This window comes from Burkholderia sp. Ax-1719 (assembly GCF_011753055.1).
In the GTDB taxonomy this organism is placed as follows: Bacteria; Pseudomonadota; Gammaproteobacteria; order Burkholderiales; family Burkholderiaceae; genus Paraburkholderia.
In genome coordinates this window covers 42476-68042 of sequence record NZ_VWWJ01000028.1, presented here as the reverse complement: position 1 = coordinate 68042, position 25567 = coordinate 42476, and the positions used below count along the sequence as shown (strand labels likewise).

20 protein-coding genes are annotated in these 25567 nt (G+C 63.7%); 14 read left to right on the top strand and 6 right to left on the bottom strand.

The annotated features are described in order from the left end of the window. The first annotated feature begins 63 nt into the window (after positions 1 to 63). From acnA to F3J17_RS31285, 3 genes are all read left to right on the top strand, one after another. Positions 64 to 2781 carry an aconitate hydratase AcnA gene (gene acnA, locus F3J17_RS31295; protein WP_167068761.1) on the top strand — a complete coding sequence of 906 codons (2718 nt, stop codon included), beginning with the start codon at positions 64 to 66 and terminating at the stop codon, positions 2779 to 2781. 490 nt (positions 2782 to 3271) lie between these two features. Then, positions 3272 to 3865: a YigZ family protein gene (locus tag F3J17_RS31290; RefSeq protein WP_167068758.1), complete on the top strand. Its 594-nt coding sequence runs from the start codon at positions 3272 to 3274 to the stop codon at positions 3863 to 3865. Positions 3866 to 4255: 390 nt separating this feature from the next. After that, the gene (locus F3J17_RS31285) at positions 4256 to 4495 is read left to right on the top strand and encodes a DUF2964 family protein (RefSeq protein WP_167068755.1); all 240 of its coding nucleotides are present in this window, start codon (positions 4256 to 4258) and stop codon (positions 4493 to 4495) included. A gap of 65 nt (positions 4496 to 4560) precedes the next feature. Here F3J17_RS31285 and F3J17_RS31280 read toward each other — a convergent pair whose 3' ends face one another. Both F3J17_RS31280 and F3J17_RS31275 read right to left on the bottom strand, forming a co-directional pair. Then, entirely contained in the window at positions 4561 to 5172 is a 612-nt protein-coding gene (locus F3J17_RS31280) for a hypothetical protein (protein ID WP_205195050.1), read from the bottom strand. 112 nt (positions 5173 to 5284) lie between these two features. Next, the gene (locus F3J17_RS31275) at positions 5285 to 5680 is read right to left on the bottom strand and encodes a hypothetical protein (RefSeq protein WP_167068752.1); all 396 of its coding nucleotides are present in this window, start codon (positions 5678 to 5680) and stop codon (positions 5285 to 5287) included. A 669-nt stretch (positions 5681 to 6349) separates the two neighbouring features. Here F3J17_RS31275 and F3J17_RS31270 point away from each other — a divergent pair. Then, a complete protein-coding gene (locus F3J17_RS31270) occupies positions 6350 to 6754 on the top strand; it encodes a helix-turn-helix domain-containing protein (RefSeq protein ID WP_027816963.1) in 405 nt (134 codons plus the stop codon). A 36-nt stretch (positions 6755 to 6790) separates the two neighbouring features. On the opposite strand, the gene F3J17_RS31265 is transcribed toward F3J17_RS31270, so the two are convergent. After that, positions 6791 to 8359, bottom strand: a complete 1569-nt coding sequence (locus tag F3J17_RS31265; protein WP_345891275.1) for a sensor domain-containing diguanylate cyclase — start codon at positions 8357 to 8359, stop codon at positions 6791 to 6793. 300 nt (positions 8360 to 8659) lie between these two features. On the opposite strand from F3J17_RS31265, the gene F3J17_RS31260 reads away from it, so the two are divergent. Further along, the gene (locus F3J17_RS31260; RefSeq protein WP_167068749.1) at positions 8660 to 10249 is read left to right on the top strand and encodes an inorganic phosphate transporter; all 1590 of its coding nucleotides are present in this window, start codon (positions 8660 to 8662) and stop codon (positions 10247 to 10249) included. Positions 10250 to 10328: 79 nt separating this feature from the next. Here the strand turns inward: F3J17_RS31260 and ppk2 are convergent, their stop codons facing one another. The 3 genes from ppk2 to F3J17_RS31245 form a co-directional block, all read right to left on the bottom strand. After that, positions 10329 to 11270: a polyphosphate kinase 2 gene (ppk2, locus tag F3J17_RS31255; protein ID WP_167068746.1), complete on the bottom strand. Its 942-nt coding sequence runs from the start codon at positions 11268 to 11270 to the stop codon at positions 10329 to 10331. Between the two features lie 129 nt (positions 11271 to 11399). Continuing rightward, the gene (locus tag F3J17_RS31250; protein WP_167068743.1) at positions 11400 to 11780 is read right to left on the bottom strand and encodes a VOC family protein; all 381 of its coding nucleotides are present in this window, start codon (positions 11778 to 11780) and stop codon (positions 11400 to 11402) included. Between the two features lie 95 nt (positions 11781 to 11875). Then, positions 11876 to 12658 carry an FCD domain-containing protein gene (locus tag F3J17_RS31245; protein WP_167068846.1) on the bottom strand — a complete coding sequence of 261 codons (783 nt, stop codon included), beginning with the start codon at positions 12656 to 12658 and terminating at the stop codon, positions 11876 to 11878. Positions 12659 to 12921: 263 nt separating this feature from the next. On the opposite strand from F3J17_RS31245, the gene F3J17_RS31240 reads away from it, so the two are divergent. The 9 genes from F3J17_RS31240 to F3J17_RS31200 all read left to right on the top strand — a co-directional run bounded on the left by F3J17_RS31240 (position 12922) and on the right by F3J17_RS31200 (position 25455). Beyond that, a complete protein-coding gene (locus F3J17_RS31240) occupies positions 12922 to 13734 on the top strand; it encodes a (Fe-S)-binding protein (RefSeq protein ID WP_167068740.1) in 813 nt (270 codons plus the stop codon). Further along, positions 13731 to 14498 (top strand): LUD domain-containing protein, encoded by a 768-nt coding sequence (locus tag F3J17_RS31235; RefSeq protein ID WP_205195049.1) that lies wholly within the window; start codon positions 13731 to 13733, stop codon positions 14496 to 14498. The genes F3J17_RS31240 and F3J17_RS31235 overlap by 4 nt, the downstream gene beginning before the upstream one ends. Beyond that, positions 14495 to 15979, top strand: coding sequence for a LutB/LldF family L-lactate oxidation iron-sulfur protein (locus F3J17_RS31230; protein ID WP_167068737.1), 1485 nt, complete (start codon positions 14495 to 14497; stop codon positions 15977 to 15979). Before F3J17_RS31235 ends, F3J17_RS31230 begins: the two co-directional genes overlap by 4 nt. Positions 15980 to 16067: 88 nt before the next feature. After that, positions 16068 to 17774, top strand: a complete 1707-nt coding sequence (locus F3J17_RS31225) for a lactate permease LctP family transporter (protein WP_167068734.1) — start codon at positions 16068 to 16070, stop codon at positions 17772 to 17774. A 171-nt stretch (positions 17775 to 17945) separates the two neighbouring features. Further along, on the top strand, positions 17946 to 18407 hold the full coding sequence (locus F3J17_RS31220; RefSeq protein ID WP_167068731.1) for a carboxypeptidase regulatory-like domain-containing protein: 462 nt from the start codon (positions 17946 to 17948) through the stop codon (positions 18405 to 18407). A 653-nt stretch (positions 18408 to 19060) separates the two neighbouring features. Beyond that, a complete protein-coding gene (locus F3J17_RS31215; RefSeq protein ID WP_240161231.1) occupies positions 19061 to 20503 on the top strand; it encodes an efflux transporter outer membrane subunit in 1443 nt (480 codons plus the stop codon). Positions 20504 to 20517: 14 nt separating this feature from the next. After that, on the top strand, positions 20518 to 21585 hold the full coding sequence (locus F3J17_RS31210) for an efflux RND transporter periplasmic adaptor subunit (RefSeq protein WP_167068725.1): 1068 nt from the start codon (positions 20518 to 20520) through the stop codon (positions 21583 to 21585). Then, positions 21585 to 24326 (top strand): ribosome-associated ATPase/putative transporter RbbA, encoded by a 2742-nt coding sequence (rbbA, locus tag F3J17_RS31205; RefSeq protein WP_167068722.1) that lies wholly within the window; start codon positions 21585 to 21587, stop codon positions 24324 to 24326. The genes F3J17_RS31210 and rbbA overlap by 1 nt, the downstream gene beginning before the upstream one ends. Before the next feature lies 1 nt (position 24327). Then, positions 24328 to 25455: an ABC transporter permease gene (locus F3J17_RS31200; RefSeq protein ID WP_167068719.1), complete on the top strand. Its 1128-nt coding sequence runs from the start codon at positions 24328 to 24330 to the stop codon at positions 25453 to 25455. Positions 25456 to 25567: the final 112 nt, after the last annotated feature.

Here is a 25567-nt window from a genome sequence, read left to right as displayed (position 1 = left end):
AAAAGTATCAGCAGCACACGTGTAGTAAAGCGTTATTTCCGCGATTAAACGAAGGAAAACACCATGGCCCACAATCTCCACAAAACGCTAAAGGAATTCGACAGCGGTTCCGGCAAAGGCAAGTTCTACTCGCTGCCGCAACTCGGCAAGCAGCTCGGCGTGAAGATCGATCGCCTGCCGGTCTCGATCCGTCTCGTGCTCGAGTCCGTGCTGCGTAACTACGACGGCAAGAAGATCGCGGAAGAGCACATCGAGCAGCTCGCGAACTGGAAACCCAATGCATCGCGCGTCGACGAAATCCCGTTCGTCGTCGCCCGCGTCGTACTGCAGGACTTCACCGGCGTGCCGCTGCTCGCGGACATCGCGGCCATGCGCGGCGTCGCGAAGCAGGTTGGCAAGGACCCGAAGGTCATCGAGCCGCTGGTGCCGGTGGATCTGGTCGTCGACCACTCGGTGCAGATCGACTACTTCCGCCAGAAGGATGCGCTCGACCTGAACATGAAGCTGGAATTCCAGCGCAATAACGAGCGCTACCAGTTCATGAAGTGGGGCATGCAGGCGTTCGACACGTTCAAGGTCGTGCCGCCGGGCATCGGCATCGTTCACCAGGTGAACCTGGAATATCTCGCGCGCGGCGTGCACAAGAAGGCCGAAGGCGGCGATACAGTCTATTACCCGGACACGCTGGTGGGCACCGACTCGCACACCACCATGATCAACGGTATCGGCGTGGTGGGCTGGGGCGTGGGCGGTATCGAAGCCGAAGCCGGCATGCTCGGCCAGCCGGTGTACTTCCTCACGCCGGACGTGGTGGGCGTGGAGCTGAAGGGCAAGCTGCGCGAAGGCTGCACGGCCACCGACCTGGTGCTCACGATCACCGAAATGCTGCGCAAGGAGAAGGTCGTCGGCAAGTTCGTCGAATTCTTCGGCGAAGGCACGGCTTCGTTGTCGCTGCCGGACCGCGCGACCATCGGCAACATGGCGCCGGAATACGGTGCGACCATGGGCTTCTTCCCGGTCGACGAGAAAACCATCGACTACTTCAAGGGCACGGGCCGCACGCAGGCCGAAATCTCGGCGTTCGAGAACTACTTCAAGGCGCAGGAACTGTTCGGCATTCCGAAGGCCGGCGAAATCGATTACACCAAGACGCTGGTGCTGGATCTGGGCACGGTCGCGCCGTCGCTGGCCGGTCCGAAGCGCCCGCAGGACCGTATCGAAATCGGCAACGTGAAGTCCACGTTTACCGACCTGTTCTCGAAGCCGGTCGCGGAAAACGGCTTCAACAAGAAGGCCGACGATCTGGCCGCCGAATACGACGTCGCCGACAAGGTGAAGCTGCATAACGGCGACGTGCTGATCGCCGCCATCACGTCGTGCACCAACACGTCGAACCCTTCCGTGCTGCTGGCCGCCGGCCTGCTGGCGAAGAAGGCCGTGGAAGCGGGCCTGACGGTCGCACCGCACATCAAGACGTCGCTGGCGCCGGGATCGCGCATCGTCACGGAATATCTGACGAAGACCGGCCTGCTGCCCTACCTCTCGAAGCTCGGCTTCGAACTCGCGGCTTACGGCTGCACGACCTGTATCGGCAACGCGGGCGATCTGACGCCGGAACTGAACGAGTCGATCGTCAAGAACGACGTGGTCGCGGCGGCTGTGCTGTCGGGCAACCGTAACTTCGAAGCGCGGATTCACCCGAACATCCGCGCGAACTTCCTGGCTTCGCCGCCGCTGGTGGTCGCTTACGCGATCGCGGGCAACATCACGCGCGACCTGATGACGGAACCGGTCGGCAAGGGCAAGGGCGGCCGCGACATCTACCTGGGCGACATCTGGCCGACCAGCGAAGAAGTGAACGCACTGCTCAAGTTCGCGCTGGACGCCGACGTCTACCAGAAGAACTACGCGAAGCTCACCACGAAGGGCGATCTGTGGAGCAAGATCGAGGGCGAGGAAGGCCAGGTCTACGACTGGCCGAAGTCGACCTATATCGCCGAGCCGCCGTTCTTCGGCGCTGACTTCTCGATGACGCCGTCGTCGGAAGTCGCGGAAGTCAAGGGCGCGCGCGCACTGGGCATCTTCGGTGACTCGGTCACGACCGACCACATCAGCCCGGCCGGCTCAATCAAGGAAGACTCGCCGGCAGGCAAGTGGCTGAAGGAAAACGGCGTGCAGAAGGCCGATTTCAACAGCTACGGCTCGCGCCGCGGCAACCACGACGTGATGATGCGCGGTACGTTCGCGAACGTGCGTATCAAGAACCTGATGATCCCGGCGAAGGCCGACGGCACGCGCGTCGAAGGCGGCCTGACGATCCATCAGCCGAGCGGCGAACAGCTCTCGATCTACGACGCCGCCATGAAGTACATCGACGCCGGCACGCCCACCATGGTGTTCGCGGGCGAAGAGTACGGCACGGGTTCGTCGCGCGACTGGGCCGCCAAGGGCACGCAATTGCTGGGCGTGAAGGCCGTGGTCGCACGCAGCTTCGAGCGTATCCACCGCTCGAACCTGGTCGGCATGGGCGTGCTGCCGCTGCAGTTCAAGGGCTCGGACAGCGTGCAATCGCTCGGTCTGACCGGCGAGGAAACCTTCGACGTCGAAGGCCTCACGGACGACTTCAAGCCGCAGCAGGACCTGACGCTGGTGATCCATCGCAAGGACGGCAAGGACGAGCGCGTGCAGGTGCTGCTGCGCATCGACACGCCGATCGAAGTCGACTACTACAAGCACGGCGGTATCCTGCCGTTCGTGCTGCGCTCGCTGCTCGCAGCGTAAGCAAAGCTTTTTTGCAGGTGCCGCGCCCGGCAACGGGTGCGGTCACACTTAGGGCCCGGCGAAAGTCGGGCTTTTTTTTCGCGTTGCGATGGATTTTTGATGGGCGTAAGGTGGAATCGCCTCTTGAGAACAGGCGAGCCTTATGAACCCCGGTCCATGGACAGCGTCCCGACCGGGATTTTTTTGGATGCTACGGGGAAGGCGCGCGCCGCCGGAAAATGGGGCGCAGCGTGAAGAATTCGGGAAATGACGGATCACCGAATGAGGAGTTCGGCATCGCCCCAGCCAGAGCTAGACCCGTCACGAACGTCATTATCGGGCCTCGCTCCCGATGCGTCATTAGCACAAGCCGCAAGAATCCATTACAGATATTGTCAAGATATGGGAACGCGTCTTGTGGTCGCAGGTTTTCCGTGCGGGGCGGGGCGTTGGCGGCGCTCTCGGCCGCATCCGCTAACATGACGGTTTCGTCCACGCCGTCCTGCCTGCTTTGCCCACTTACACCCTCGCCTCCACCGTCAGCGCGGAGCTGGATATCCGCAAGAGCCGCTTTATTGGCCTGGCGATTCCGGTCGCCGACCGCGACGCGGCCATGATCGAATTGCGCCGCCTGCGCGAAGAACACCCGACTGCCACGCACGTCTGCTGGGCGCTGCTCGCGGGCGGCCAGTCCGGCATGTCCGACGATGGCGAACCCTCCGGCACGGCTGGCCGGCCAATCCTGGAAGTGCTGCGCCATCACGATCTGGACGGCGTGCTGGCCGCCGTGGTGCGCTATTACGGCGGAGTCAAGCTGGGCGCGGGCGGCCTGGTGCGCGCCTACACCGACGCCATCGCGAGCGCCTTGCAGGACGCGCCGCGCGTCGAGCGCGTGGCGCAGGCCCGGCTAACGGTGGAAGTGAGCTATGCCGAAGAAACGCATGTGCGCCACTGGATCGAACAGGCCCAGTACACGCTGGTGGACAGCCGCTACACCATGACGGTGCGGCTCACGATCCAGATGCCTGTGACGGCCGTGGACGCCGCACGCGACGCGCTGCGCGACCTGACGCAAGGGCGCGCGGGCTTCCCCGAGCACGAGTAAGCCGTCATCGGCGTTGTCCCGCACGGTTGCAAACCTGGCGAAAGCTAAACTTGCGCGCAAAAAAAAGCCGCCGATAAGACATCGGCGGCTAAACAGGGGACGTGAAGAACAACCGCGAATCGACTATCGAATCGACCCGACGGACCCATGATGGCTCCGCAAAATTAAGACAAACTTAAACGCGCGCAAATGTGCGCGAAAACTTTCCCGACGGGGCGCCGCGCGAGCGCCCTGAAAGCGCAGAATGCCCCGATCGCTATAATCGATTCGAGTCTTCTGATTCGAGTCGGCCGGTGGGCTGCTTGCTGTGACGGGTCTGCCACCGGTTTGCCACGGGTGTGCCATGGGATTGCCTGATGTCACCGGCCGTCATCCACGGGAAGGACCACCATGATCTTCGATCGACTGAGAGCGGGCGCCGGGCCGGAACGACGCCATCGCGTCTGGAGCAAGCTGCGCATTCTCGTGGCTGCCATCGGCACGCTGGGCTCGGCAACAGGCATTGCCATTGCCGTGATCGGGCTGGTGGAATTCAATCACGCCAAGGTGGTGACCGGCGCAATCGTCATCATTGTTTCAACGGCTGTGTACGTATCGATCCTCGCGCGCGATCGCAATCGCGTGGATTGATCGCAGCGCTGGCGTTTGCCGCCATGCGCCGGGCGCGCCTGGTGTCAGGCGCGCCCTATCTCTTGCTATTCCACGCGCGCGCCGTTGCGCATCACTTCCACCGCCGTCGCGCCCACATAATCGGCGCGAATGTTGTCGCCCACCTTGAGCTTTTCGAGCGGAACGTCCTTCGGCACGTCCACCACAACGGTACGCGTTGGGCCGCGCAACGTCACCTTGCGGTGCTTGCGGTCAATCTTCTGCACCGTTGCCACCACCTGGACCGAACGCGCCGCTGCCGTCACGCCATCCGAGGCCGGAGTCTCGGCAGTCGTTTCCACGCGTGCACGAATGCCCTTCGCGTCCACCTTGTCAGCGCGCAACAACAACGCTTCCCTGTAGAGAATGTTGACCTGATCGCCGGGTGCGAGTTTGCTGACGTTCGCCACCGCCGGGTCCACCGCTACCGTCGTCTGCCTGCCTTGCGGGCCGCGCAGCGTCACCGCATTGTTGGCGGCATCCACGCTCACCACATGCGCCACGGTCTGCACTTCGCCCACCTGCAACAAGCCGGTGGGCGCGCTTGCCGCGGCATCGGGCGCCGACGCGGTCTGCGCATAGAGCGGCGCGGACATCGCCAATGCAACCAGCAAGGCACTTAAACGCGGCGCTTTCCTCGATCGGTCGTTGATTCTCATGACAGGATTTCCTCGGGCTAGATAGCTATCTGGATAAATGTCGGCACGGATTATTGTTACGCATAACGAAATATCTATTCGATGCCGGTTTCCGGCACTCGAACCTGTGTGTTCAGGCTTCGTGCAGCGCCGGCGCAAGCACGGCGCTGCGATAGTGATCGTAGACCCGCTCGCGTTCTTCGCTCGCCAGTTGACGCTTCTCCGTGAGCTTGAGCATGCGATGACGGTCAGCCCCGAGCGTGGCGTAATAACGCTCCGAATGCAGCCGTCTGAAACGCGTGTAGAAGTCGGGGCCTGGCAGGCCCGAATCGGTCGCGAGCAACGAAGCGTAATCGGCCACCTGCGGCGCACACAATGCGGCTGCCGCGTTTTCCAGCTTCTCGTAGCGCTCACGCAGCGGCACATCCTGCGCGAACAGCGCGTGGAACGTGCCATACGGCACCAGGCCGCGCCGGCCCGCCGCGCGCCGCAGCAAACGTTCAACCTTGTCTTCGAGTTCCTTGTTCATCCCCAATAGCCGTCAAGCGGTTCGCTGCAAGGTCGCGTGTAGATCAAGACACACAGTCCCGGGCGTTCCGGCGGTTTAGCGATAACCAGTTCGCATAAGTCCGTATTGCGAAATACGTTATTAAGCGAATCCGGCAAACCCGTTTATCCGAATCGAAAAGAGCCGCTTAATTCCATTCATACCGATTCGGAAAAGGCATTCTGCACAAATTTTCCGATTCGATGCCGTTAAGTGGCATTCGTCATGCAATCGGGGCGATAAAAAGGATTGCAAACGTTGTGAAAACCCGCCGATTGGGTCGATCGTGGCGCAAATGTGCGATGGCGGCACGCATTGTTGAGCGAATCGGACACGATCATTTTTTCCGATAGTCCAGGAAAAACGCTAAGTCAAGCAGACTATTTTTCCGCCAGCTATACACAATCCATACAAAAACAATTATTAATATCCGCTGCGGGTGAACCTGGACCCTGTGTCGCCGAATCACTCCAGGCCAATCCGCAAGCGCCCACTATGGGCGCCTCGTTTCGCCGTCCGCGATGGCCCCGCATGACGCAACAGCTTTGCAGGACCGTAGCAAGCGACTAGACCCGCATGCACTGAGAGGGTTGACTGGAGCGGCGCTTCCGTAAGCCGCATGACCGGAATCTTTCGTTGACGAGTGATCACATGCTTACCAGAACCGAGAACTTGCCCAGCGTCGCGCGCCGAATGGCTGCCGGCCAGATGTTGGTGGATGGCGCAACGGTGAACGCCGTGGCCGATTCCCTGCACCTCTCCGCCCAGACGGTGCGCCGATACAAAACCATCGTCGAAGACGGCGGGCTCACTGCGCTACAGCAGATGAGCGTGGGCGGCCGACCTTCCGTGCTCGATCAGGCTGCGCTAGGCTGGATTGCAGGCGCGCTGCACGGTTCCGCCCGCGAACACGGCTTCCCCAGCGACGCCTGGACCAATAGCCGCGTGCGTGAGCTGATCGGCAGGCAATTTGGCGTGCACTATTCGCGCGTCTACACCTGGCAGATCGTATCCAACCTGGGACTGGGACACCGCCTGTCGAAATCGGCGCGCTAAAGGCGCGAAGTTCACGCGCGGTTCAGACCGCGCCAGTCAGGACGGAGACGGCGCGTCCGTCGCGGACGCAGAGCCCGTCTCGCCGGTCCACTCTTTTGCATGCACCTGGTTGCGCCCCGCCGACTTCGCTTCGTAGAGAAGCACGTCGGCGGCGGCCAGCAATTGTGCGCCGCTGCCACCGCCGCTGCCTGCCACCGGCGGCGCGCAGCCCGCACAGCCCACGCTCACCGTGACGCGGCCGTAGCGCGAACCGCTATGCGAAAGATTGGCCGACTCCACCCGTCGCCGGATTTTTTCGGCGATCTTCTGCGCGCCCGCCAGCGGCGTGCCGGGCAGCACGACCGCGAACTCCTCGCCGCCGTAGCGCGCCGTCATGTCCGAAGCTCGCCGTGTGCCCGAGGAAATCCGCTCGGCCACCAGCGCGAGCACTTCGTCGCCCGCTGCGTGGCCGTAGGTGTCGTTGAAGATCTTGAAGTGATCGATATCGAAGAACAGCACCGCGAGCGGCTGTTGCGAGCGCACCGCACGCCGCCATTCGACGATCAGTCGCTCATCCAGCGCCCGGCGATTCGCGAGGCCCGTCAGCGGATCGGTGAGCGCGAGCCGTTGCAACGCGGCTTGCGCGAGCACCTTGTCGCGCAGCGCGAACGCGAGAATCCACGACACCGCCACCCATGCGCCGCCGAACACCGTCGTCATGGCCAGCGCGAGCCACGAACGCCGCCGCCAGCTGGCGAGAATATCGTCGACGGCCGGCGCCACGCCCACGATGACCGGCATCGTGCCCACATGCGCATAGGTGTAGACGCGCTCCACGCCATCCGCTTCCGAATGCGCGGTGAAGGTACCCGCGTCGTGCTGCGAGATGATGCGGTAGTTGTGCCAGCTAGCATAATTCGCACCGATGCCAAGCGGCATCATCGGCTTGCTCGCGAGCAGCGTACCGTCCTGCATGATGATGAAAACGCCGCCGCGCTGCCCCACGTCGATGCGTTCCACGAGCTGCTGGAAGTATTCGAGCCGCACGCCGAGCAATGCAACACCCGCGAAGGACCCATCGGGCGCGTCGATACGGCGCGACAGCGCGATCGACAGCACGCCCTTGCGCAGGCGCGATAGATAGGGCTTCGAAATAAACAGACCGGCATGCGGATCGCGCTGCTGCGCAACGAAGTAATCGCGGTCGGCAAAGGAAACGCCGGGCGCGAGGTTGCCGCTTTGCGAAGCCTTCACGCGCCCCTGCGCATCCAGCACATAAGCGCCGCCGAGAAACGACGCCGCCGTGGCGCGATCGAACAGCATGCGCTGACGCAGCGCGTCGGGCAGCGCCCAGGTCTGCGGCTGCTGCGCGCCCGACACGACCGCGCGCAGCGACAGATCGTAGAGCTCGACGTTGCGCGCGATATCGCTTGTGACGATGCGCACGATATTCGACGAATTCTCGACCGCGTGGCGCAGCTCCTCGGCACGCCCTTCATAAAGCGCCGCGTAGGTGAGCGCCGCCATCAGCGTGGCGACGAGCGTGCCCGCCCACCCCGCAAAAAACGGATGACCGCCGATCAGCCCGGTCAGATCCTTGCCGCGCGCGAAGATCCAGCGTCGCACCCGCAGGCGCCGGCCGGGAGCGAAAACGCGCCTCGCCAGCCCATGCGCGGACGGCCCTTGCACAGACTCCTGAATACGATCCGCCAAGTCCGCAATCCTCCGACAAAAACCCGCCTGCAGCGGCCATTTTTTACCGCCTGCGGCCGTCCTTCGGCATGGCTTGCTCCTCGATGTCATCAATCCGTCACGCATGCTCCGCATGATCGGAAGCGTTGCTTTCACCGCCGCTTTCAAAGCGGTTTCGACTGAACAAATCCCCCTGTTTTCTCACTACCCGCTACACACAGGAGCCTGCTCGTCATGCCGGATCTTTCCCTGTCACCGCAGCCGGGCGCCGCGCCCACGCGCGGCCGTAACGCGAGCCTGCTCGTTTTCCTGCTCGTCATCGCTGCCGGTGCCGTCTATGTAGGCATGCATCTCGCCGACGACCTTTCTCCCGTGCGCGAAAGCTCCGCGTTGCCGTGGCTGTTGCTCGGCATCGCCCTGCTGATCGCACTGGGCTTCGAATTCGTCAACGGCTTCCACGATACCGCGAATGCCGTTGCGACCGTCATCTACACGCACTCGCTCTCGCCCAACCTCGCCGTGATCTGGTCGGGCGCCTGGAACTTCCTCGGCGTGCTGACCTCGACCGGGGCCGTGGCCTTCGGCATCCTGCAGTTGTTGCCCGTCGAGCTGATCCTGCAGGTGGGCAGCAGCGCGGGTTTCGCGATGGTGTTCGCCCTGCTGATCGCCGCCATCATCTGGAATCTGGGCACGTGGTATTTCGGCCTGCCTTCATCGAGCTCGCACACGCTGATCGGCTCGATCATCGGCGTGGGCCTGATGAACCAGCTGATGCACGGCGCGAACGGTACGAGCGGCGTGGACTGGAGCCAGGCGCTGGGCGTCGGCAAGTCGCTGCTGTTCTCGCCGATCGTCGGCTTCCTGCTGGCCGCGCTCCTGCTGCTCGTGCTCAAGGCGCTGGTGAAGGTGCCCGCGCTCTATAGCGAGCCGAAGGGCAACGAGCCGCCGCCGTTCTGGATCCGCGCGCTGCTGATCCTGACCTGCACCGGCGTGTCGTTCGCGCACGGTTCGAACGACGGCCAGAAGGGTATGGGCCTCATCATGCTGATCCTGATCGGCACGGTGCCCACTGCCTACGCGCTCAACAAGGCCGTGACGCCCGCCGAAACACAGACCTTCATCGCCGTCGCGCATGAGGCCGCCAACACGCTCACCAAGTACGCAAACGGCGTGGCCGCGCCCGCCGATGCGCGCGCCGAAGTCGAGCGCTTCGTGGGCTCGCGCTCGGCCACGCCGGCGACGGTGCCGGCGCTCGCCGCGCTGTCGAACCAGCTGGGCGAGCAGGTCGGCGGCTACGGTTCGATCTCGCAGGTGCCGCAATCGGTGGTCGATAACGTGCGCAACAACATGTATCTGGCCTCCGAAGCGATCCGCCTGATGGACAAGGCCAAGCAACCCGCCTTCTCGCCCGCCGACGCCAAGGCCATCGACAACTTCAAGGCGCAGACCGATCACGCCACCAAGTTCATCCCGACGTGGGTGAAGGTGGCGGTGGCCATCGCGCTGGGTCTGGGCACGATGGTGGGCTGGAAGCGCATCGTCGTGACGGTGGGCGAGCGCATCGGCAAAACGCACCTGACCTACGGCCAGGGCGCGAGCGCCGAACTCGTGGCGATGGCAACGATCGGCGCCGCCGACGTCTACGGCCTGCCGGTGTCGACCACGCACGTGCTGTCCTCGGGCGTGGCGGGCACGATGGCCGCCAACGGTTCGGGTCTGCAATGGAACACGGTGCGCAGCCTCATCCTGGCGTGGGTGCTCACGCTGCCGGTGTCGATCGTGCTCGCGGGCGCGCTCTACTGGCTGTTCCGCCACCTGTTCTGATGATCTGATTCCCCGGCACGTAAAAAAGCCGCGCTTCCTGAATGGAAGCGCGGCTTTTCTTATTGCATCAACGTGTCGATCAGTACAGATCGGGCACGAACATCTCCGGCGGCACCGGCTGGCGAATATAGTCCGGATGATGCACGCGCGCGGGCAGCGTCACCTGCGGATGCTCGATCTCGTGGTACGGCACCTGGCTCAGCAGATGGCTGATGCAGTTCAGGCGCGCCCGCTTTTTATCCACGCCCTGCACGACCCACCACGGCGCTTCCGGAATATGCGAGCGCGCCAGCATCGCTTCCTTGACGTGCGTGTAGGCTTCCCAGCGGCGACGGCTTTCGAGGTCCATCGGCGAAAGCTTCCACTGCTTGAGCGGATCGTCGATGCGGCTCTGGAAGCGCACTTCCTGCTCGTCGTCGGTGATCGAGAACCAGTACTTGACGATCTGGATGCCGCTGCGCACCAGCATCTTTTCAAACTCGGGCACCGAGCGGAAAAACTCCTCGTACTCGTCGTCGGAGCAGAAGTTCATCACGCGTTCGACGCCCGCGCGGTTGTACCAGCTACGGTCGAACAGCACCATTTCGCCGCCCGCCGGCAGATGCTGGACGTAGCGCTGGAAATACCACTGCGTGCGTTCGCGGTTGTTCGGCGCGGGCAGCGCGGCCACGCGGCACATGCGCGGGTTCAGGCGCTGCGTGATGCGCTTGATGACGCCGCCCTTGCCCGCCGCATCGCGGCCTTCAAAAATCACCACGAGGCGATGACCCGTGCTGACGATCCAGTCCTGCATCTTCACCAGTTCGCCCTGCAGGCGGATCAGCTCGCGGAAATACACCTTGCGCAGCGCGCGCGCTTCGTCGCTAAGCTCCAGACCGCCTTCCTGAAGGCGGTCGTCGACTTCCATTTCGAGCTCTTCGTCGTAGGCGTCGATGAGTTCTTCGTTGAGACGGCGACGGCGCTCGCGTTCGGCTTCCTGCTCCGCCTGCGCGGAATACTCCGCGCGATCCATTTCGTTCATGGCGACTCTCCTCTTTCGATCAATGACAACCCGCGACGCTCGCGCTTCACACGCGGACGGACACGGCCACGCGCCACTATCGGCGCTACGGGTGTCACACATATTTCAAATGCATGAATGCCGACAGGCTCAGCCCAGCGGCTTCGCAAAGCTCAATTCATGGCCATCGGGATCGAGCACGTGGAAATAGCGCTCGGCCCATGGCGCATCCTGCGGCGCGAACTCGGGCGTGATGCCCGCAGCGCGGATCTGCGCATAAAAGACATCGACATCCGAAACGTAGAAGATCGCGCGGCCCCAGCCCTCGACCTTGCCGTGCTCGCCTTCGAGCAGATTCAGATAGCAGGCCGGCCCCAGCTCGCCCAGCACGAACGACGCGAAACCGGCAATCGACGGACCGGGTTTGTGCGCAAAGCCCAGCGTTTCGTAGAAGCGTACCGAACGCGCAATGTCGCTCACGGTGAGCGTCACGGCGCTCAGGGATTCGATACGCGCGGTGGGCGGGTTCATGGCCTTGCCTCCTTGTTGTGGGTGTTTGCCGGTACTGCGCCGACTTTAGCAGCCTTTGGCCGCTACACGCCGCCTGGCCGACTTTCGCCGCATGGTCAATCGTTGCTGGTGCGGCGCGCGCGGCGTTTTTGGGCGGGCTTCGACGCGGCGATGGCCTTCGGGCTGCCCGGCCAGACTGCACGCTCACTGGTAGGACCGGTTTCGAGCAATCCGCTCTCCTCGCCCACTCGCGCGCGGACAAAGTCGATATGTGTCTGCATCGCCGTACGGGCTTCCTCGGGACGGCGCGCGAGGATCGCGTCGCAAAGCGTGCGGTGCTGCAACAGCAACAGGCCGGACGCATCCTCGTTCTGCTCGCGCAACCCCGTACCGTTGATCGTGATGTGCTCGCGCAGCACGCCCAGCACGCTTGTGTGCAGATGCAGAAACATGGCGTTGTGCGAGGCCTGCGCGATGACTTCGTGGAGCTTCGCATCGGCGTCGGCTTCCGCGCCTTTGTCGTCGCTGTCGCGCGTGCGCTCCAGTTCGTCCATCAACTCGCGGATGCGCACGAGGTCGTCGTCGCTTGCGCGCAGAGCGGCGAAATAGGCAGTCGCCCCTTCCAGCACGCGACGGAATTCGAGGATATCGTCGCGCAAGGCCGGATGATCAGCGACCAGTTGCCCCCAAGGCGAAGCAAAGCCCGTGCGCAGCTGATCCGTGACGAACACGCCCGCGCCTGCGCGGCTCGCCACCAGCCCGCGCGCGGCGAGGCGCTGGATCGCCTCGCGCACCGTATTGCGCGCGACGCCGTAATCCTGTGCGAGTGTGCGCTCGGACGGCAGTTTCTCGCCCGCGCGCCAGGAGCCGTCGAGCAGCGCGGTTTCCATACGGCGCATCACTGTTTCGACGCGCCCACGCGCGCCAGCCCTGTCCCTCATTGCCCGTCCCCGAACCTTCAACTGATGAGCGAAAGCGCACTGGTCCAACCAGTTTGTCGCCGCCGCCTGAAGCGGGAATTATGCGCCACAAACCCGCCGTCGCCGCGTGCGCGCCAGCATCGTCGTCAATTGTCGTTATGACGATGCCGCCCGCATGCCCACGAGACGCCTGCAAGATGCGCCGATCCACGCCGATCCGCACCCATCGATACCCGCGAGACATGAAGCCACGGACATACCCCACCGGCCCGCGCCCCACCGACGTCTACCTGTTCGCGACCTGCCTCGTGGACCTGTTCGTGCCCCAGGCGGGGCTGGACGCTGTCAAACTGCTCGAACGCGAAGGCCTCACGGTCCACTTCCCGCGCGGCCAGAGCTGCTGCGGGCAGCCCGCCTACAGCAGCGGCAACCCACGCCAGGCGCGCGAAGTCGCGCGCGCCCAACTCGGCCTGTTCGAGCAGCCCTGGCCCGTAATTGTGCCGTCCGGCTCGTGCGCGGGCATGATGCGGCACCACTGGCCGGCTCTCTTCAACAACGACGATGAAGGCGACGCCGCTGACGCCGCGCGCGCTTCATCGATCGCGGATCGCGTCTACGAGTTGACCGAATTCCTCGTGCGCGTGCTCGGCATCGATCTGGGCGTAGACGGCGCTTACGGCGACGCCGCGCGCCAGCAGCCCGAAGAACGCGTGGTGCTGCACACCTCCTGCGGCGCGCGCCGCGAAATGGGCACGCGCGTGCACGGCGTCGAAGCCGTCGATGCGCTACCCGGCGTGACGCGCATCGAGCACGAACGGGAATCCGAATGCTGTGGCTTCGGCGGCACGTTCTCGCTCAAGCACCCCGACATCTCCGGCGCGATGGTCGCCGACAAGATCGCCTCGGCGTGTGCGACGGGCTGCAACCGCCTCGTCTCCGCCGACTGCGGCTGCCTGCTCAACATCGGCCACGCCGCGGAACGCAAGGGTGCGCCGCTCGCGGTCGAACATCTCGCCTCGTTCCTGTGGCGTCGCACCGGAGGGGAGGCCGCATGAGCGTGGATCAACTCGATACCCTGGGTGCGCGCGCACGCATGCTGGGCCGTCTGCGCGCAAATGCGCCTGCCGTTGCGGCAGATGTTGGCGTGCTCGATCAACGCATCGACGCGCACTACGCGCAGCGCCGCGCTCACGATGCAGCGATGCTCGCGACCCAAACAGCGCGCGTCGCGCAGTTCCAGCGCATGCTCGAAGCCGCACACGCCGATGTGGTCTGCGCAAGCACGCAGACATGGGCTGCAGCCCTCGCGCAACGGCTCGCGGCAACGGGCGTAGAGCGCCTGCTGCTCGATACGTCGTGCAGCGAAGGCATCTCGCTGGCCGATGCGCTTCGGACCCACGCTCCGGTCATCGAAACATGCACTTATGAAAAGCCGATCGAAACCTGGAAGTCCGAACTGTTTGACACCATCGACGCGGGCTTTACAGTCGCGCGCTCCGGGCTCGCGGCCACCGGCACGCTGGTGGTCGTCCCCGACGCCAACGCGCCGCGCACCGTCTCGCTCGTGCCGCCGCTGCACATCGCGCTCGTGCACGCCAACACCCTGCATGCGGATCTGCACTCCGCCGTTGCGGCCGAGCGCTGGCGCGACGGCATGCCGACCAACCTCGTGATGATCTCCGGGCCCTCGAAGACTTCCGACATCCAGCAGACCACCGCGTACGGCGCGCATGGTCCACGCGCGCTCTGGGTCGTTGTCTTGACCGACGATCAAGCGCAAACCACCCTGCAGGCCAATTCGAACGGAGCCGCGCAATGAGCACGACCGCCCACGCCGCCCAAGCCGGACGACCAAGCGATGAAAATACGCTGCATTTCGTGCCCACCGCCGAATTTCGCCAGCGCGCCCGCACGGCGCTCGACGATCCGCAGTTGCGCCAGAGCTTTCGCGGCGCGATGGACTTCCTGCAAGGCAAACGCGCCGCGCAATTCCCCGAAGCCGACGAACTCGAAGCGCTGCGCGACCTGGGCGAAGCGGTGCGCCAGCACGCGCTGACGCGTCTGCCCGATCTGCTCGAACAACTCGAAACCCGACTGCGCGCCAACGGCGTGCACGTCCATTGGGCCGAAACCGCCGACGACGCCAATCGCATTGTCCGCGGCATCGCCCAGCGCCACGCGGCCACGCGCGTCATCAAGGGCAAGTCGATGGCGAGCGAGGAAATCGAGCTGAATCATTACCTCGGCGAGCGCGGCATCGATTGCATCGAATCGGATATGGGCGAGTACATCGTGCAGCTCGCAGGCGAAAAGCCCTCGCATATCGTGATGCCCGCGATTCATAAAACGAAGGGCGATATCGCCCATCTGTTCGAGGCGCACATCCCGGATACGCCTTATACAGAAGACGTCGATGCGCTGATCCAGACGGGCCGCCGCGCGCTGCGCCGCGCCTTCGTCGATGCGCAGATTGGTCTTTCGGGCGTGAATTTCGCCGCCGCCGATACGGGCACGCTCTGGCTGGTGGAAAACGAAGGCAATGGCCGCCTCTCGACCACGGTGCCCGATGTGCATATCGCGATCATGGGCATGGAAAAAGTGGTGGCGAAGCTCGAACATATCGTGCCGCTGTCGAGCCTGCTCACGCGTTCGGCCACCGGTCAGCCGATCACGACGTATTTCAACCTCATCAGCAGCCCGCGCCGCGCAGGCGAAAAAGACGGTCCGCGCGAAGTGCATCTCGTGCTGCTCGACAATGGCCGCAGCCAGGCCTACGCCGACGAGCAACTACGCGCCACGCTGCAATGTATCCGCTGCGGCGCGTGCATGAATCACTGCCCGGTGTACACACGCATCGGTGGCCATGCCTACGGCACGACTTACCCAGGACCGATCGGCAAGATCATTTCGCCGCATCTGCTGGGTCTGGATGCGACCGCCGATCTGCCCACCGCATCGAGCCTGTGCGGCGCATGCGGCGAGGTCTGCCCGGTGCGCATTCCGATTCCGCAATTGCTGGTGCGTCTGCGCACCGAAGCGAATCGCGATCCGGACGAAGACGTGGCGCATCCGCTGCGCGGCCAGGGCGCGAACCACAGCCGCAGCGAGCAGTTCATCTGGCGCTTCTGGAGCGGCGCATTCGCGCACCCGCGCGCGTATCGCGCTTTGCGCTGGGCTGCGACGCGCCTGCGCGCACTTGCGCCCTCGCAGCAGATGGGCTGGACCCAGCATCGCACGCCGCTCAAGCCCGCGCCGCGCAGCCTGCACGATCTGCTGCGCGAACGCGACCAGCCGCAATAGCAAGGCCAATCTTCAGGTATGCGAACTATATTCCAAGGCGTACCTGAAGACTTCACCATCTAGACCCGCATCATCGGAGGAGACCGTAGTGCAACCTTGGCTTCAAACCTATACCCCGCTTGGCAGTCTCTGGCTATCCGCGCTCGTCGCGGCTGTACCCATTCTGTTCTTCTTCGTCGCCCTCGCAGGGCTGCGCCTCAAAGGCCACGTGGCAGCCGCCATCACGCTCGTGCTCGCGCTGGGCGTGGCCGTGTTCGAATACGGCATGCCGGTGCGCCAGGCGCTCGTTTCGGCAGGATTTGGCTTTGCCTACGGTCTCTGGCCGATCGCGTGGATCATCGTCACAGCCGTGTTCCTCTACAAGATCGTCGTGAAAACCGGGCAATTCGAGGTCATTCGCGCCTCGGTCCTGTCGATCACCGACGATCAGCGTCTGCAACTGCTGTTGATCGGCTTCTCGTTCGGCGCGTTTCTTGAGGGTGCGGCAGGCTTCGGCGCGCCAGTGGCGATTACCTCGGCGCTGCTGGTCGGCCTCGGCTTCGAGCCGCTCTACGCAGCGGGCCTGTGTCTGATCGCCAATACCGCGCCCGTGGCTTTCGGCGCAATGGGCATTCCGATCATCGTTGCGGGCCAGGTAACGGGCATCGATCCGTTCCTGATCGGCGCGATGGCGGGCCGTCAGTTGCCGCTGCTGTCGTTGTTCGTGCCGTTCTGGCTCGTCTTCATCATGGATGGCAAACGCGGCCTCAAGGAAACGTGGCCCGCTGCGCTCGTCGCGGGCGGCAGCTTCGCGGTCACACAGTATTTCACCTCGAATCACATCGGGCCGGAACTGCCGGACATTACCTCGGCGCTCGTGAGCCTCGTCGCGCTCGCTGCGTTCCTCAAGGTGTGGTCGCCGCGTCGCGCCACGCAGAACGCTACCGCCAACGTGCGCGTGAGCGGCGGCGCAGCAGCGCTCGGCGGCTTCGGAGGCGGCTCGAATGCAGCACCCGCGGGCCGTCAGGCCTCGCCGTTCAGCGTCGCGCAAACCGTGCGCGCGTGGTCGCCGTTCATCCTGCTGACCGCTATCGTCACGGTCTGGAGCGTGAAACCGTTCAAGGCGCTGTTCGCTGCGAAAGGACCGCTCGCGGGCACCGTGCTGAGTTTCCACGTGCCCGGTCTCGATCAACTGGTGGTGCGCACCGCCCCCATCGTTGCCAGCGCCAAACCCTACGATGCCGTGTTCAAGATCGACTGGCTTTCGGCCGTTGGCACCGCGATCATGCTGACCGCCATCGTCTCCGTGCTGATCCTCAAAATGAAGCCGCGCGCCGCCGTGGCCGCGTTCTTCGAAACCCTCAATGAACTGCGCCGCCCGGTGCTGTCGATCGGCCTGGTGCTGGCGTTTGCCTTCGTCGCGAACTACTCGGGCATGTCTTCGACGCTCGCGCTGGCGCTCGCCGGCACCGGCACCGCGTTTCCGCTGTTCTCGCCCTTGCTCGGCTGGCTCGGCGTATTCCTGACTGGTTCGGATACCTCATCGAATGCGTTGTTCTGCTCGCTTCAACACACGACGGCGCATCAGATCGGTGTGTCGGACACGCTACTCGTAGCGGCCAACACCTCGGGCGGCGTGAGTGGCAAGATGATCTCGCCGCAATCGATCGCAGTTGCCTGCGCAGCGACGGGACTGGTCGGCAAGGAAGCGTCGCTGTTCCGCTTCACGCTGCGCCATAGCCTCTTTTTCGCGGCCATCGTCGGCGTCATCACGTTGATTCAGGCTTATGTGCTCACGGGGATGATTCCGCAGTAAGCAATAAAGTGCCTTTGTATTGACATTGAAAGGCCGTTGCCCGCTCGTGCGGGCAACGGCTTGAAATATTTCTTCACAGCACTTTTAAGCGGCATTTAAGGCTTGAAACCTACGCTAGGTTCGTCCGGTGCAGCAGACCGGGTCTGATCGACGAATCGATGGAGGTGAAAAATGAATGCACGCTCAGTTCAATACAAGACCGCTGCGCTTTCGCTGGCTGCCACGCTCACGCTTGCACTCGGCGCCCAATGCGCGTTCGCCGCGACCATGAATAACGTCGCGAACGGCCTGCCGCCCGTGCAGCATGCGGGCGATATTGCCTACGTCTCGGGTGGCATCGGCAGCGATCAGTCGGCGGCGTTCAAAGCCGCTACGGCGCACTATCCTCTCTCGCTAGAATTCGCTCGCCAGTCGGCGGGCGGCAACGAATATCTCGCCGATGTACCCGTGACCATCTCCGACGCACACGGCCAGACGCTGCTCTCCACGCAGACGCATGGCCCATTCATGCTCGTCACGCTGCCTCGCGGCCATTACGTAGTGAGCGCGAGCCACGACGGCAAGACCGTCAAGCGTAGCGTCGATGTCGGCAAGACGACGCACGAACACGAAGCCTTCGTCTGGCCAACGTGATGTCGCATTGCATTGAATCGCGCAGCGCTTCGGCATACGAAGCGCTGCTATCGCCTATGTTTGCAATCTTCGCGCGCGTATTTTGAAGGCCAAATCAAGCCCTTAAATTCAATCGCGCGCACCTGGCCGTCACCGCTTTTGCGCTTGTGTCACGATTAATGCAGAAAGGAGTTGCGCTCACATCGTGCGTAGCTCTCGGGCGATGCGAACCGCATCCCGCGGCCTGCATTCGTTCGCCACACGCGCAACGAGATGATGACCACGCAACGATCACACCGCCTCCTCGCGAAGCGCACGATCGCGTCGAGCGTTTCTTCTAAACGCCTGTACGCGACACCTCGCCGCAGACTCCCGCACACGCCCCCTCTGGCGCGCCACGATCCCCATCAGCAGACCTGCATCGCCGTCCTTCCTGGCGGCACCGCGTCGCACCCCTGGCACTTGTCGCGCGGTCGCGCGTCACACCTATCGTGAAGCCGGTCGCGGCCGACGCTGACTGCACCTTCGCGGTGCGGATTTCGCATGCTCGCACTCACGGCTCGCATTTGCTCGTAGCGCAGGAGTACTTATCGATGATTAACCCCATCGTCCAACATGGTGCGAATGGCCCCACCGCGCCCGTGCGGGCCGTCCTCTACGTTTCGCTGATTGCAATGCTCACGGGCTGCGTTTCACTTGCGCCCAGTTACGAGCAGCCGCCGCTGCCCGTACCGCAAACCTTCCCCGATGCTGCCGCCAGTCAGGCGGGCGAAAATGCACTGAGCGCCACCGCCATCGGCTGGAAAGACTATTTCACCGATCCCACGCTCCAAGGCCTGATCGCCGAAGCGCTCGAATACAACCGCGACCTGCAACTGGCGATCCAGCGCGTCGAAGAAGCACGCGCGATGTACGGTATCCGTCGCGCGGATCAATTCCCCACATTGGGCGTAGAGGCCGACCTCTCGCGCGCCCGCGTGCCCGCCGATTTCTCCGGCGTGGGCCGTCCCATGACGGCCAACCAGTATCAGGTAGGTATTGGCCTCGCCAGTTGGGAACTGGACTTCTGGGGCCGCGTGGCCAATCTCAAGGAAGCCGCGCTGCAAAACTATCTGGCCAGCGACGCCGCGCGCCAGGCGGTCACGCTCACGCTGGTCGAGCAAGTCGCCAACAGCTATCTGAGCCTGCGCGAACTCGACGAACGCATCATGCTCGCTCAAGCCACCATCGCGAGCCGGGAAAAGTCTTACCGCATTTTCAAGCGCCGCTATGAAGTGGGCGCGATTTCAAAGCTCGATCTCAAGCAGGTCGAAACCCTGTGGCGTCAGGCCGTTGCGCTGGGCGCACAGCTTCAGCAGGAACGCGCCACGCGTGTGAATGCGCTGCAATTGCTGGTTGGCAAACCTGTCGATCTGCCGCACGCCGATCTGCGTCTGGACGACGCCTCTGTCATGAGCGACCTGCCTGCGGGTCTGCCTTCCGATCTGCTCACCAATCGCCCCGATATCGTCGCCGCCGAATATCAGCTGCGCGCGGCCAACGCCAACATTGGCGCAGCGCGCGCGGAATTCTTCCCGAAGATCACGCTCACCGGATCGTTGGGCGCCGCCAGCACGCAGCTTTCCGATCTCTTCACCGGCCCGAGCCGCGCGTGGAGTTTCGGCCCGGGCATTTCGCTGCCGATCTTCGATATGGGCCGCCGCGAATCGAATCTGGAAGTCGCCAAGGCACAGCGCGATCAGGCCGTGACCTCGTACGAGCGCTCGGTGCAAGCGGCCTTCCGCGACGTCGCCGACGCGCTGGCCGCGCGTCAATGGCTCGCCGAACAGGTCGACACGCTGCGCGCAACCGAAGCCGCCCAGGCCGAACGCGCGCGCCTCGCGCAATTGCGCTACGACCACGGCGCTTCGCCTTTCCTCGAAGTCCTCGATGCACAGCGCGATCTGCTGGTCGTGCAGCAGCAACTGGTAGAAACGCGCCGCGCGCTGCTGTCGAGCCGCGTATCGCTCTACGCGGCGCTTGGCGGCGGCGGCTTCGCGTCCAGCGCGCAAGCGCCCGCGACGGCGCCCTTTCCAGCATCAGGCGCAACGAACACCGTCACACCGAATACTCCCTGATTAAAGGTCCCGTCATGCAGATTTCAGCCCGCAAATGGATTCCCGCGCTCATCGTGATTGCCGTCGCGGCGGGCGGCTATTTTGGCTGGCGCTACTACGCGGATCGCGGCCCCGGCGAAGGCTTCGTGAGCGGCAATGGCCGTATCGAGGCCACCGAGATCGACGTCGCCACCAAGCTCGCAGCACGCGTTCAGGACGTGGTCGTGCAGGAAGGCGACTTCGTCAGCGCGGGCCAGACGCTCGCCCACATGCAGGTCGACACGTTGCAGGCGCAACGAAACGAAGCCATCGCGCAGCATCAGCAGGCCATCAACGCCGATGCCAGCGCCAAGGCCACCATCGCCCTGCGCGAGAGCGACCAGCGCGCCGCCGAAGCGGGCGTGGCCCAACGCGAGAGCGAACTCGACGCCGCCAAACGCCGGCTCGCACGCTCGCAAACGCTCTCGAAAGAAGGCGCATCGTCGATGCAGGAACTCGACGACGACCGCGCCCGCGTGCGCAGCGCAGAAGCCGCCGTGGCCGCCGCCAAGGCGCAGGTCACCGCCGCCGCAGCCGCCGTCACCGCCGCGCGTGCGCAGCAGACTGGCGCGGAATCAGCGATTGCCGCCGCGCAGGCCACCATCGACCGCATCAACGCCGATATTCACGACAGCGACCTCAAGGCGCCACGCGCAGGCCGCGTGCAGTATCGCGTCGCGCAGCCGGGTGAAGTACTCGGCGCAGGCGGCAAGGTGCTCAACATGGTCGATCTTTCGGATGTCTACATGACGTTCTTCCTGCCCGAACAGGCGGCCGGCCGCGTGGCGTTGGGCCAGGATGTGCACATCATTCTGGATGCTGCGCCGCAGTGGGTCATCCCCGCCAAAATCACCTTCGTTTCCGCGACCGCGCAATTCACGCCCAAAACCGTCGAAACACAGAGCGAGCGCCAGAAACTCATGTTCCGCGTCAAGGCGCAGATCGACCGCGATCTGCTTCAGAAGCACCTGAAATACGTAAAAACAGGCCTGCCCGGCGTGGCATGGGTGAAACTCGACGCCAATGAAGAATGGCCCGCAAATCTGCAGGTGAAGGTGCCCTGATGAGCGAGCCCGCAGTTCGCATCGAACACGTCAGCCTGCACTACGGCAAGACCGTCGCGCTGCGCGATCTCACGCAGGACGTGCCCGCCGGTCTGATGGTGGGCCTCATCGGCCCAGACGGCGTAGGTAAATCCAGCCTGCTCGCACTCGTGGCGGGCTCGCGCGCCGTGCAGGAAGGCAAGGTCTGGGTGCTGGGCGGCGATATGGCGAGCAAGGCGCACCGCGATGCGGTCTGCCCGCGCATTGCCTATATGCCGCAAGGGCTGGGCAAGAATCTGTATCCCACGCTGTCTGTCGAAGAAAATCTGCAGTTCTTTGGCCGACTGTTCGGTCACGACGAAGCGGAACGGCGTCGGCGCATCGACGCCCTCACGCGCAGCACCGGCCTCGATCCGTTTCTCGCGCGGCCTGCGGGCAAACTCTCGGGCGGCATGAAGCAGAAGCTCGGCCTGTGCTGCGCGCTGATCCACGATCCCGACCTGCTGATTCTCGACGAACCCACCACGGGCGTCGATCCACTCGCGCGCGCGCAGTTCTGGGATCTGATCAACGGCATCCGCAAGGAACGCCCATCGATGAGCGTCATCGTCGCCACGGCCTATATGGATGAAGCGCAGCGTTTCGACTGGCTGATCGCAATGGATGACGGCGCGATCCTCGCCACCGGCACGCCCGCCGAGTTGCTGAATCGTACGCACACCGAATCGCTTGAAGAAGCTTTTATTGCGCTATTGCCGGAAGCGAAAAAGCGCGGCCATATGCCGGTGGAAATCACCCCGCTAAAAGCCGACGACGATGCGCAAAACAATATCGCCATCGAAGCCAAAGACCTGACGATGCGCTTCGGCGATTTCGTCGCTGTGGATCACGTGAGCTTTCGCATCCGGCGCGGCGAGATATTCGGCTTTCTTGGCTCGAATGGTTGCGGCAAATCCACCACGATGAAAATGCTCACGGGCCTGCTGCCGGCGAGCGAAGGCCAGGCCTGGCTGTTCGGACATGAAGTCGATCCGCGCGACCTGGATACGCGCCGCCGCGTGGGCTACATGTCGCAAGCGTTTTCGCTCTACGGCGAACTCACGGTGCGCCAGAACCTGGTGCTGCATGCACGCCTCTTTCACGTACCCGAAGCCGATATTCCCGCGCGCGTGAGCGAAATGGTCGAGCGTTTCGATCTCGCCGAAGCGCTCGACACGCTGCCGGACAGTCTGCCCCTGGGCGTGCGCCAGCGCCTGTCGCTCGCGGTGGCGATGGTCCACAAGCCCGAATTGCTGATCCTCGACGAACCGACTTCCGGCGTCGATCCGGTCGCGCGCGACAACTTCTGGCGACTGCTGATTGCGCTCGCCCGCGAAGACCAGGTAACGATCTTCATCTCCACGCACTTCATGAACGAGGCGGGACGCTGCGACCGCATTTCGCTGATGCATGCGGGGCGCGTGCTGGTGAGCGATACGCCCGCTGCCATCACCGAAAAGCGCGGCGCGGCCACGCTGGAAGAAGCGTTTATCGCGTATCTCGTGGACGCTGGCGCGGGCACGGAAGGCGATACCACCGCCGAGCTTTCCGCCCTCGCCGAAAACCCAGACGCCGAAGCGCATCACACGCAATATCGCGGCTTCAGCTTCCAGCGCGCCTATAGCTATATGTGGCGCGAAGCGCTGGAATTGCGCCGCGATCCCGTGCGCGCGACGCTCGCGCTCGCCGGTTCGCTGCTGTTGCTCTTCGTGATGGGCTTTGGCATCAGCATGGACGTGGAGGATTTGCGCTTCGCCGTGCTCGATCACGACCAGACCTCGCTTTCGCAGAACTACGATCTGAACCTGTCCGGCTCGCGCTATTTCATCGAACGCCCGCCCATCACGAGTTATGCCGAAATGGACCGGCGCATGCGCAGCGGCGAACTGGCGTTTGCGATGGAGATCCCGCCCGGCTTCGCACGCGACGTGGCGCGCGGCAAATCGGTGGATCTTGGCGTATGGATCGACGGCGCCATGCCGCAACGCGCAGAAACAGTGCGCGGCTATGTGATCGCCATGCATCAGAGCTGGCTGTTGCAACAGGCGAAGCAGCGGCTGGGCGCGGATGCGCACGCGGCAGTTTCGGTCGAGACGCGCTTTCGCTACAACCCCGATGTACGCAGCCTGCCGGCGATGGTGCCCGCCGTGATCCCGGTGCTGCTGCTCATGATGCCCGCGATGCTTACCGCGCTCGCCGTGGTCCGCGAAAAGGAACTGGGCTCGATCATCAATCTGTATGTGACGCCGGTTACGCGGCTGGAATTCCTGCTCGGCAAACAGGCGCCGTATGTGTTGCTCGCCATGCTGAATTTCCTGCTGATGACGCTGCTCGCCGTCACTTTATTTGGTGTGCCAATCAAAGGCAGTTTCCCGACATTATTCGGGGCGGCCATTTTGTACTGCCTGTGCGCCACCGCCATCGGACTGCTGGCTTCCACCTTCACGAAGAGCCAGATCGCCGCCCTCTTCTTCACGATGATCGGCACGATGGTGCCTTCGGTGCAGTTCGCGGGCCTCATCACGCCGGTATCGTCGCTGGAAGGCGCGGGGCGCGTGATTGGGCAGATCTATCCGGCCAGCTATATGCTCACGATCAGCCGGGGCGTGTTCAACAAGGCGCTGCACTTTGGCGATCTCTGGCAGTCCATCTGGCCGCTGGCGCTCGCCACGCCCATCGTGCTGGGCCTGACCGTCACGCTGCTCAAGAAGCAGGAGAGCTGAGATGCGCCGCCACCTCGCCAATATCTATCGCCTGGGCGTGAAGGAATTGTGGAGCCTCGCGCGCGATCCCATGCTGCTGATCCTCATCGTGTTCTCGTTCACGGCGATGATCTATTCCTCGGCGACATCGCGGCCCGAATCGCTGCATATGGCGCCCATCGCCGTGATCGACAACGATGTGTCGCCCCTGTCCCAGCGCATCATTCACGCGTTCTATCCGCCGCATTTCATGGTGCCGCAAGCCGTCACGCCCGAACAGGCCGATCGCGGCATGGACGCGGGCAACTACACCTTCGTACTCAATATCCCGCCCAATCTGCAGCGCGACGTGCTTGCGGGACGCGCCGCCGAAATCCAGCTCAACGTGGACGCCACGCGCATGAGCCAGGCGTTCACAGGCAGCAGCTACATCCAGCAGATGATCAACGACGAAGCCACCGAATTCGTCAACCGCTATCGCGCACCCACGGAATTGCCCGTCGATCTCGCAGTGCGCATGCGCTTCAACCCGAATCTCACGCAGGCGTGGTTCGGCTCGCTGATGGAGATCATCAACAACGTCACCATGTTATCCATCATCCTCACGGGCGCGGCGCTGATCCGCGAACGCGAGCACGGCACCATCGAGCATCTGCTCGTGATGCCCGTCACGCCCACCGAAATCATGGTCGCCAAGGTCTGGTCGATGGGTCTGGTCGTGCTGGTGGCCGCCGCGCTCTCGCTCACTTTCATCGTGCGCGGCGCACTGCATGTGCCGATCGAAGGGTCGGTGGCGCTCTTTCTCGCGGGCGCGGCGCTGCATCTGTTCGCAACCACGTCGATGGGGATTTTCATGGCCACGCTCGCGCGCAGCATGCCGCAGTTCGGCATGTTGCTGGTGCTCGTGCTGCTGCCGCTGCAGATGCTCTCGGGCGGCAGCACGCCGCGCGAAAGCATGCCCGAATTCGTGCAGAACATCATGCTCGCCGCGCCCACCACGCACTTCGTCGAGCTAGGCCAGGCGATCCTGTTTCGCGGCGCGGGTATCGCCGTGGTATGGCAGCCGTTCCTGTGGCTCGCCGTGATCGGCAGCGTGCTGTTTGCGCTCTCGCTTGCGCGCTTTCGCAAGACGCTTAGCCGCATGGCCTGAACCTGCCTGGCATGCATGTTTGCGTTCATGCCACATAGATGAACTCCGTCCCCGTTTGCGGCTATGATCGTGATCTGCGGTCGACCGGCCCCTGTCGCGTCTAGCGGCCAGG

Excerpts from the sequence above, each read along its gene's own strand:
- F3J17_RS31245 (WP_167068846.1), bottom strand. The coding sequence starts at position 12,658 with ATGCGCCGTATGGAAACCGCGCTGCTCGACGGCTCCTGGCGCGCGGGC.
- F3J17_RS31230 (WP_167068737.1), top strand. The coding sequence starts at position 14,495 with ATGAGCACGACCGCCCACGCCGCCCAAGCCGGACGACCAAGCGATGAA.
- F3J17_RS31215 (WP_240161231.1), top strand. The coding sequence starts at position 19,061 with ATGCTCACGGGCTGCGTTTCACTTGCGCCCAGTTACGAGCAGCCGCCG.
- F3J17_RS31250 (WP_167068743.1), bottom strand. The coding sequence starts at position 11,780 with ATGAACCCGCCCACCGCGCGTATCGAATCCCTGAGCGCCGTGACGCTC.
- acnA (WP_167068761.1), top strand. The coding sequence starts at position 64 with ATGGCCCACAATCTCCACAAAACGCTAAAGGAATTCGACAGCGGTTCC.
- F3J17_RS31240 (WP_167068740.1), top strand. The coding sequence starts at position 12,922 with ATGAAGCCACGGACATACCCCACCGGCCCGCGCCCCACCGACGTCTAC.
- F3J17_RS31210 (WP_167068725.1), top strand. The coding sequence starts at position 20,518 with ATGCAGATTTCAGCCCGCAAATGGATTCCCGCGCTCATCGTGATTGCC.
- rbbA (WP_167068722.1), top strand. The coding sequence starts at position 21,585 with ATGAGCGAGCCCGCAGTTCGCATCGAACACGTCAGCCTGCACTACGGC.
- F3J17_RS31280 (WP_205195050.1), bottom strand. The coding sequence starts at position 5,172 with ATGAGAATCAACGACCGATCGAGGAAAGCGCCGCGTTTAAGTGCCTTG.
- F3J17_RS31285 (WP_167068755.1), top strand. The coding sequence starts at position 4,256 with ATGATCTTCGATCGACTGAGAGCGGGCGCCGGGCCGGAACGACGCCAT.
- ppk2 (WP_167068746.1), bottom strand. The coding sequence starts at position 11,270 with ATGAACGAAATGGATCGCGCGGAGTATTCCGCGCAGGCGGAGCAGGAA.
- F3J17_RS31220 (WP_167068731.1), top strand. The coding sequence starts at position 17,946 with ATGAATGCACGCTCAGTTCAATACAAGACCGCTGCGCTTTCGCTGGCT.
- F3J17_RS31270 (WP_027816963.1), top strand. The coding sequence starts at position 6,350 with ATGCTTACCAGAACCGAGAACTTGCCCAGCGTCGCGCGCCGAATGGCT.
- F3J17_RS31275 (WP_167068752.1), bottom strand. The coding sequence starts at position 5,680 with ATGAACAAGGAACTCGAAGACAAGGTTGAACGTTTGCTGCGGCGCGCG.
- F3J17_RS31260 (WP_167068749.1), top strand. The coding sequence starts at position 8,660 with ATGCCGGATCTTTCCCTGTCACCGCAGCCGGGCGCCGCGCCCACGCGC.
- F3J17_RS31200 (WP_167068719.1), top strand. The coding sequence starts at position 24,328 with ATGCGCCGCCACCTCGCCAATATCTATCGCCTGGGCGTGAAGGAATTG.
- F3J17_RS31235 (WP_205195049.1), top strand. The coding sequence starts at position 13,731 with ATGAGCGTGGATCAACTCGATACCCTGGGTGCGCGCGCACGCATGCTG.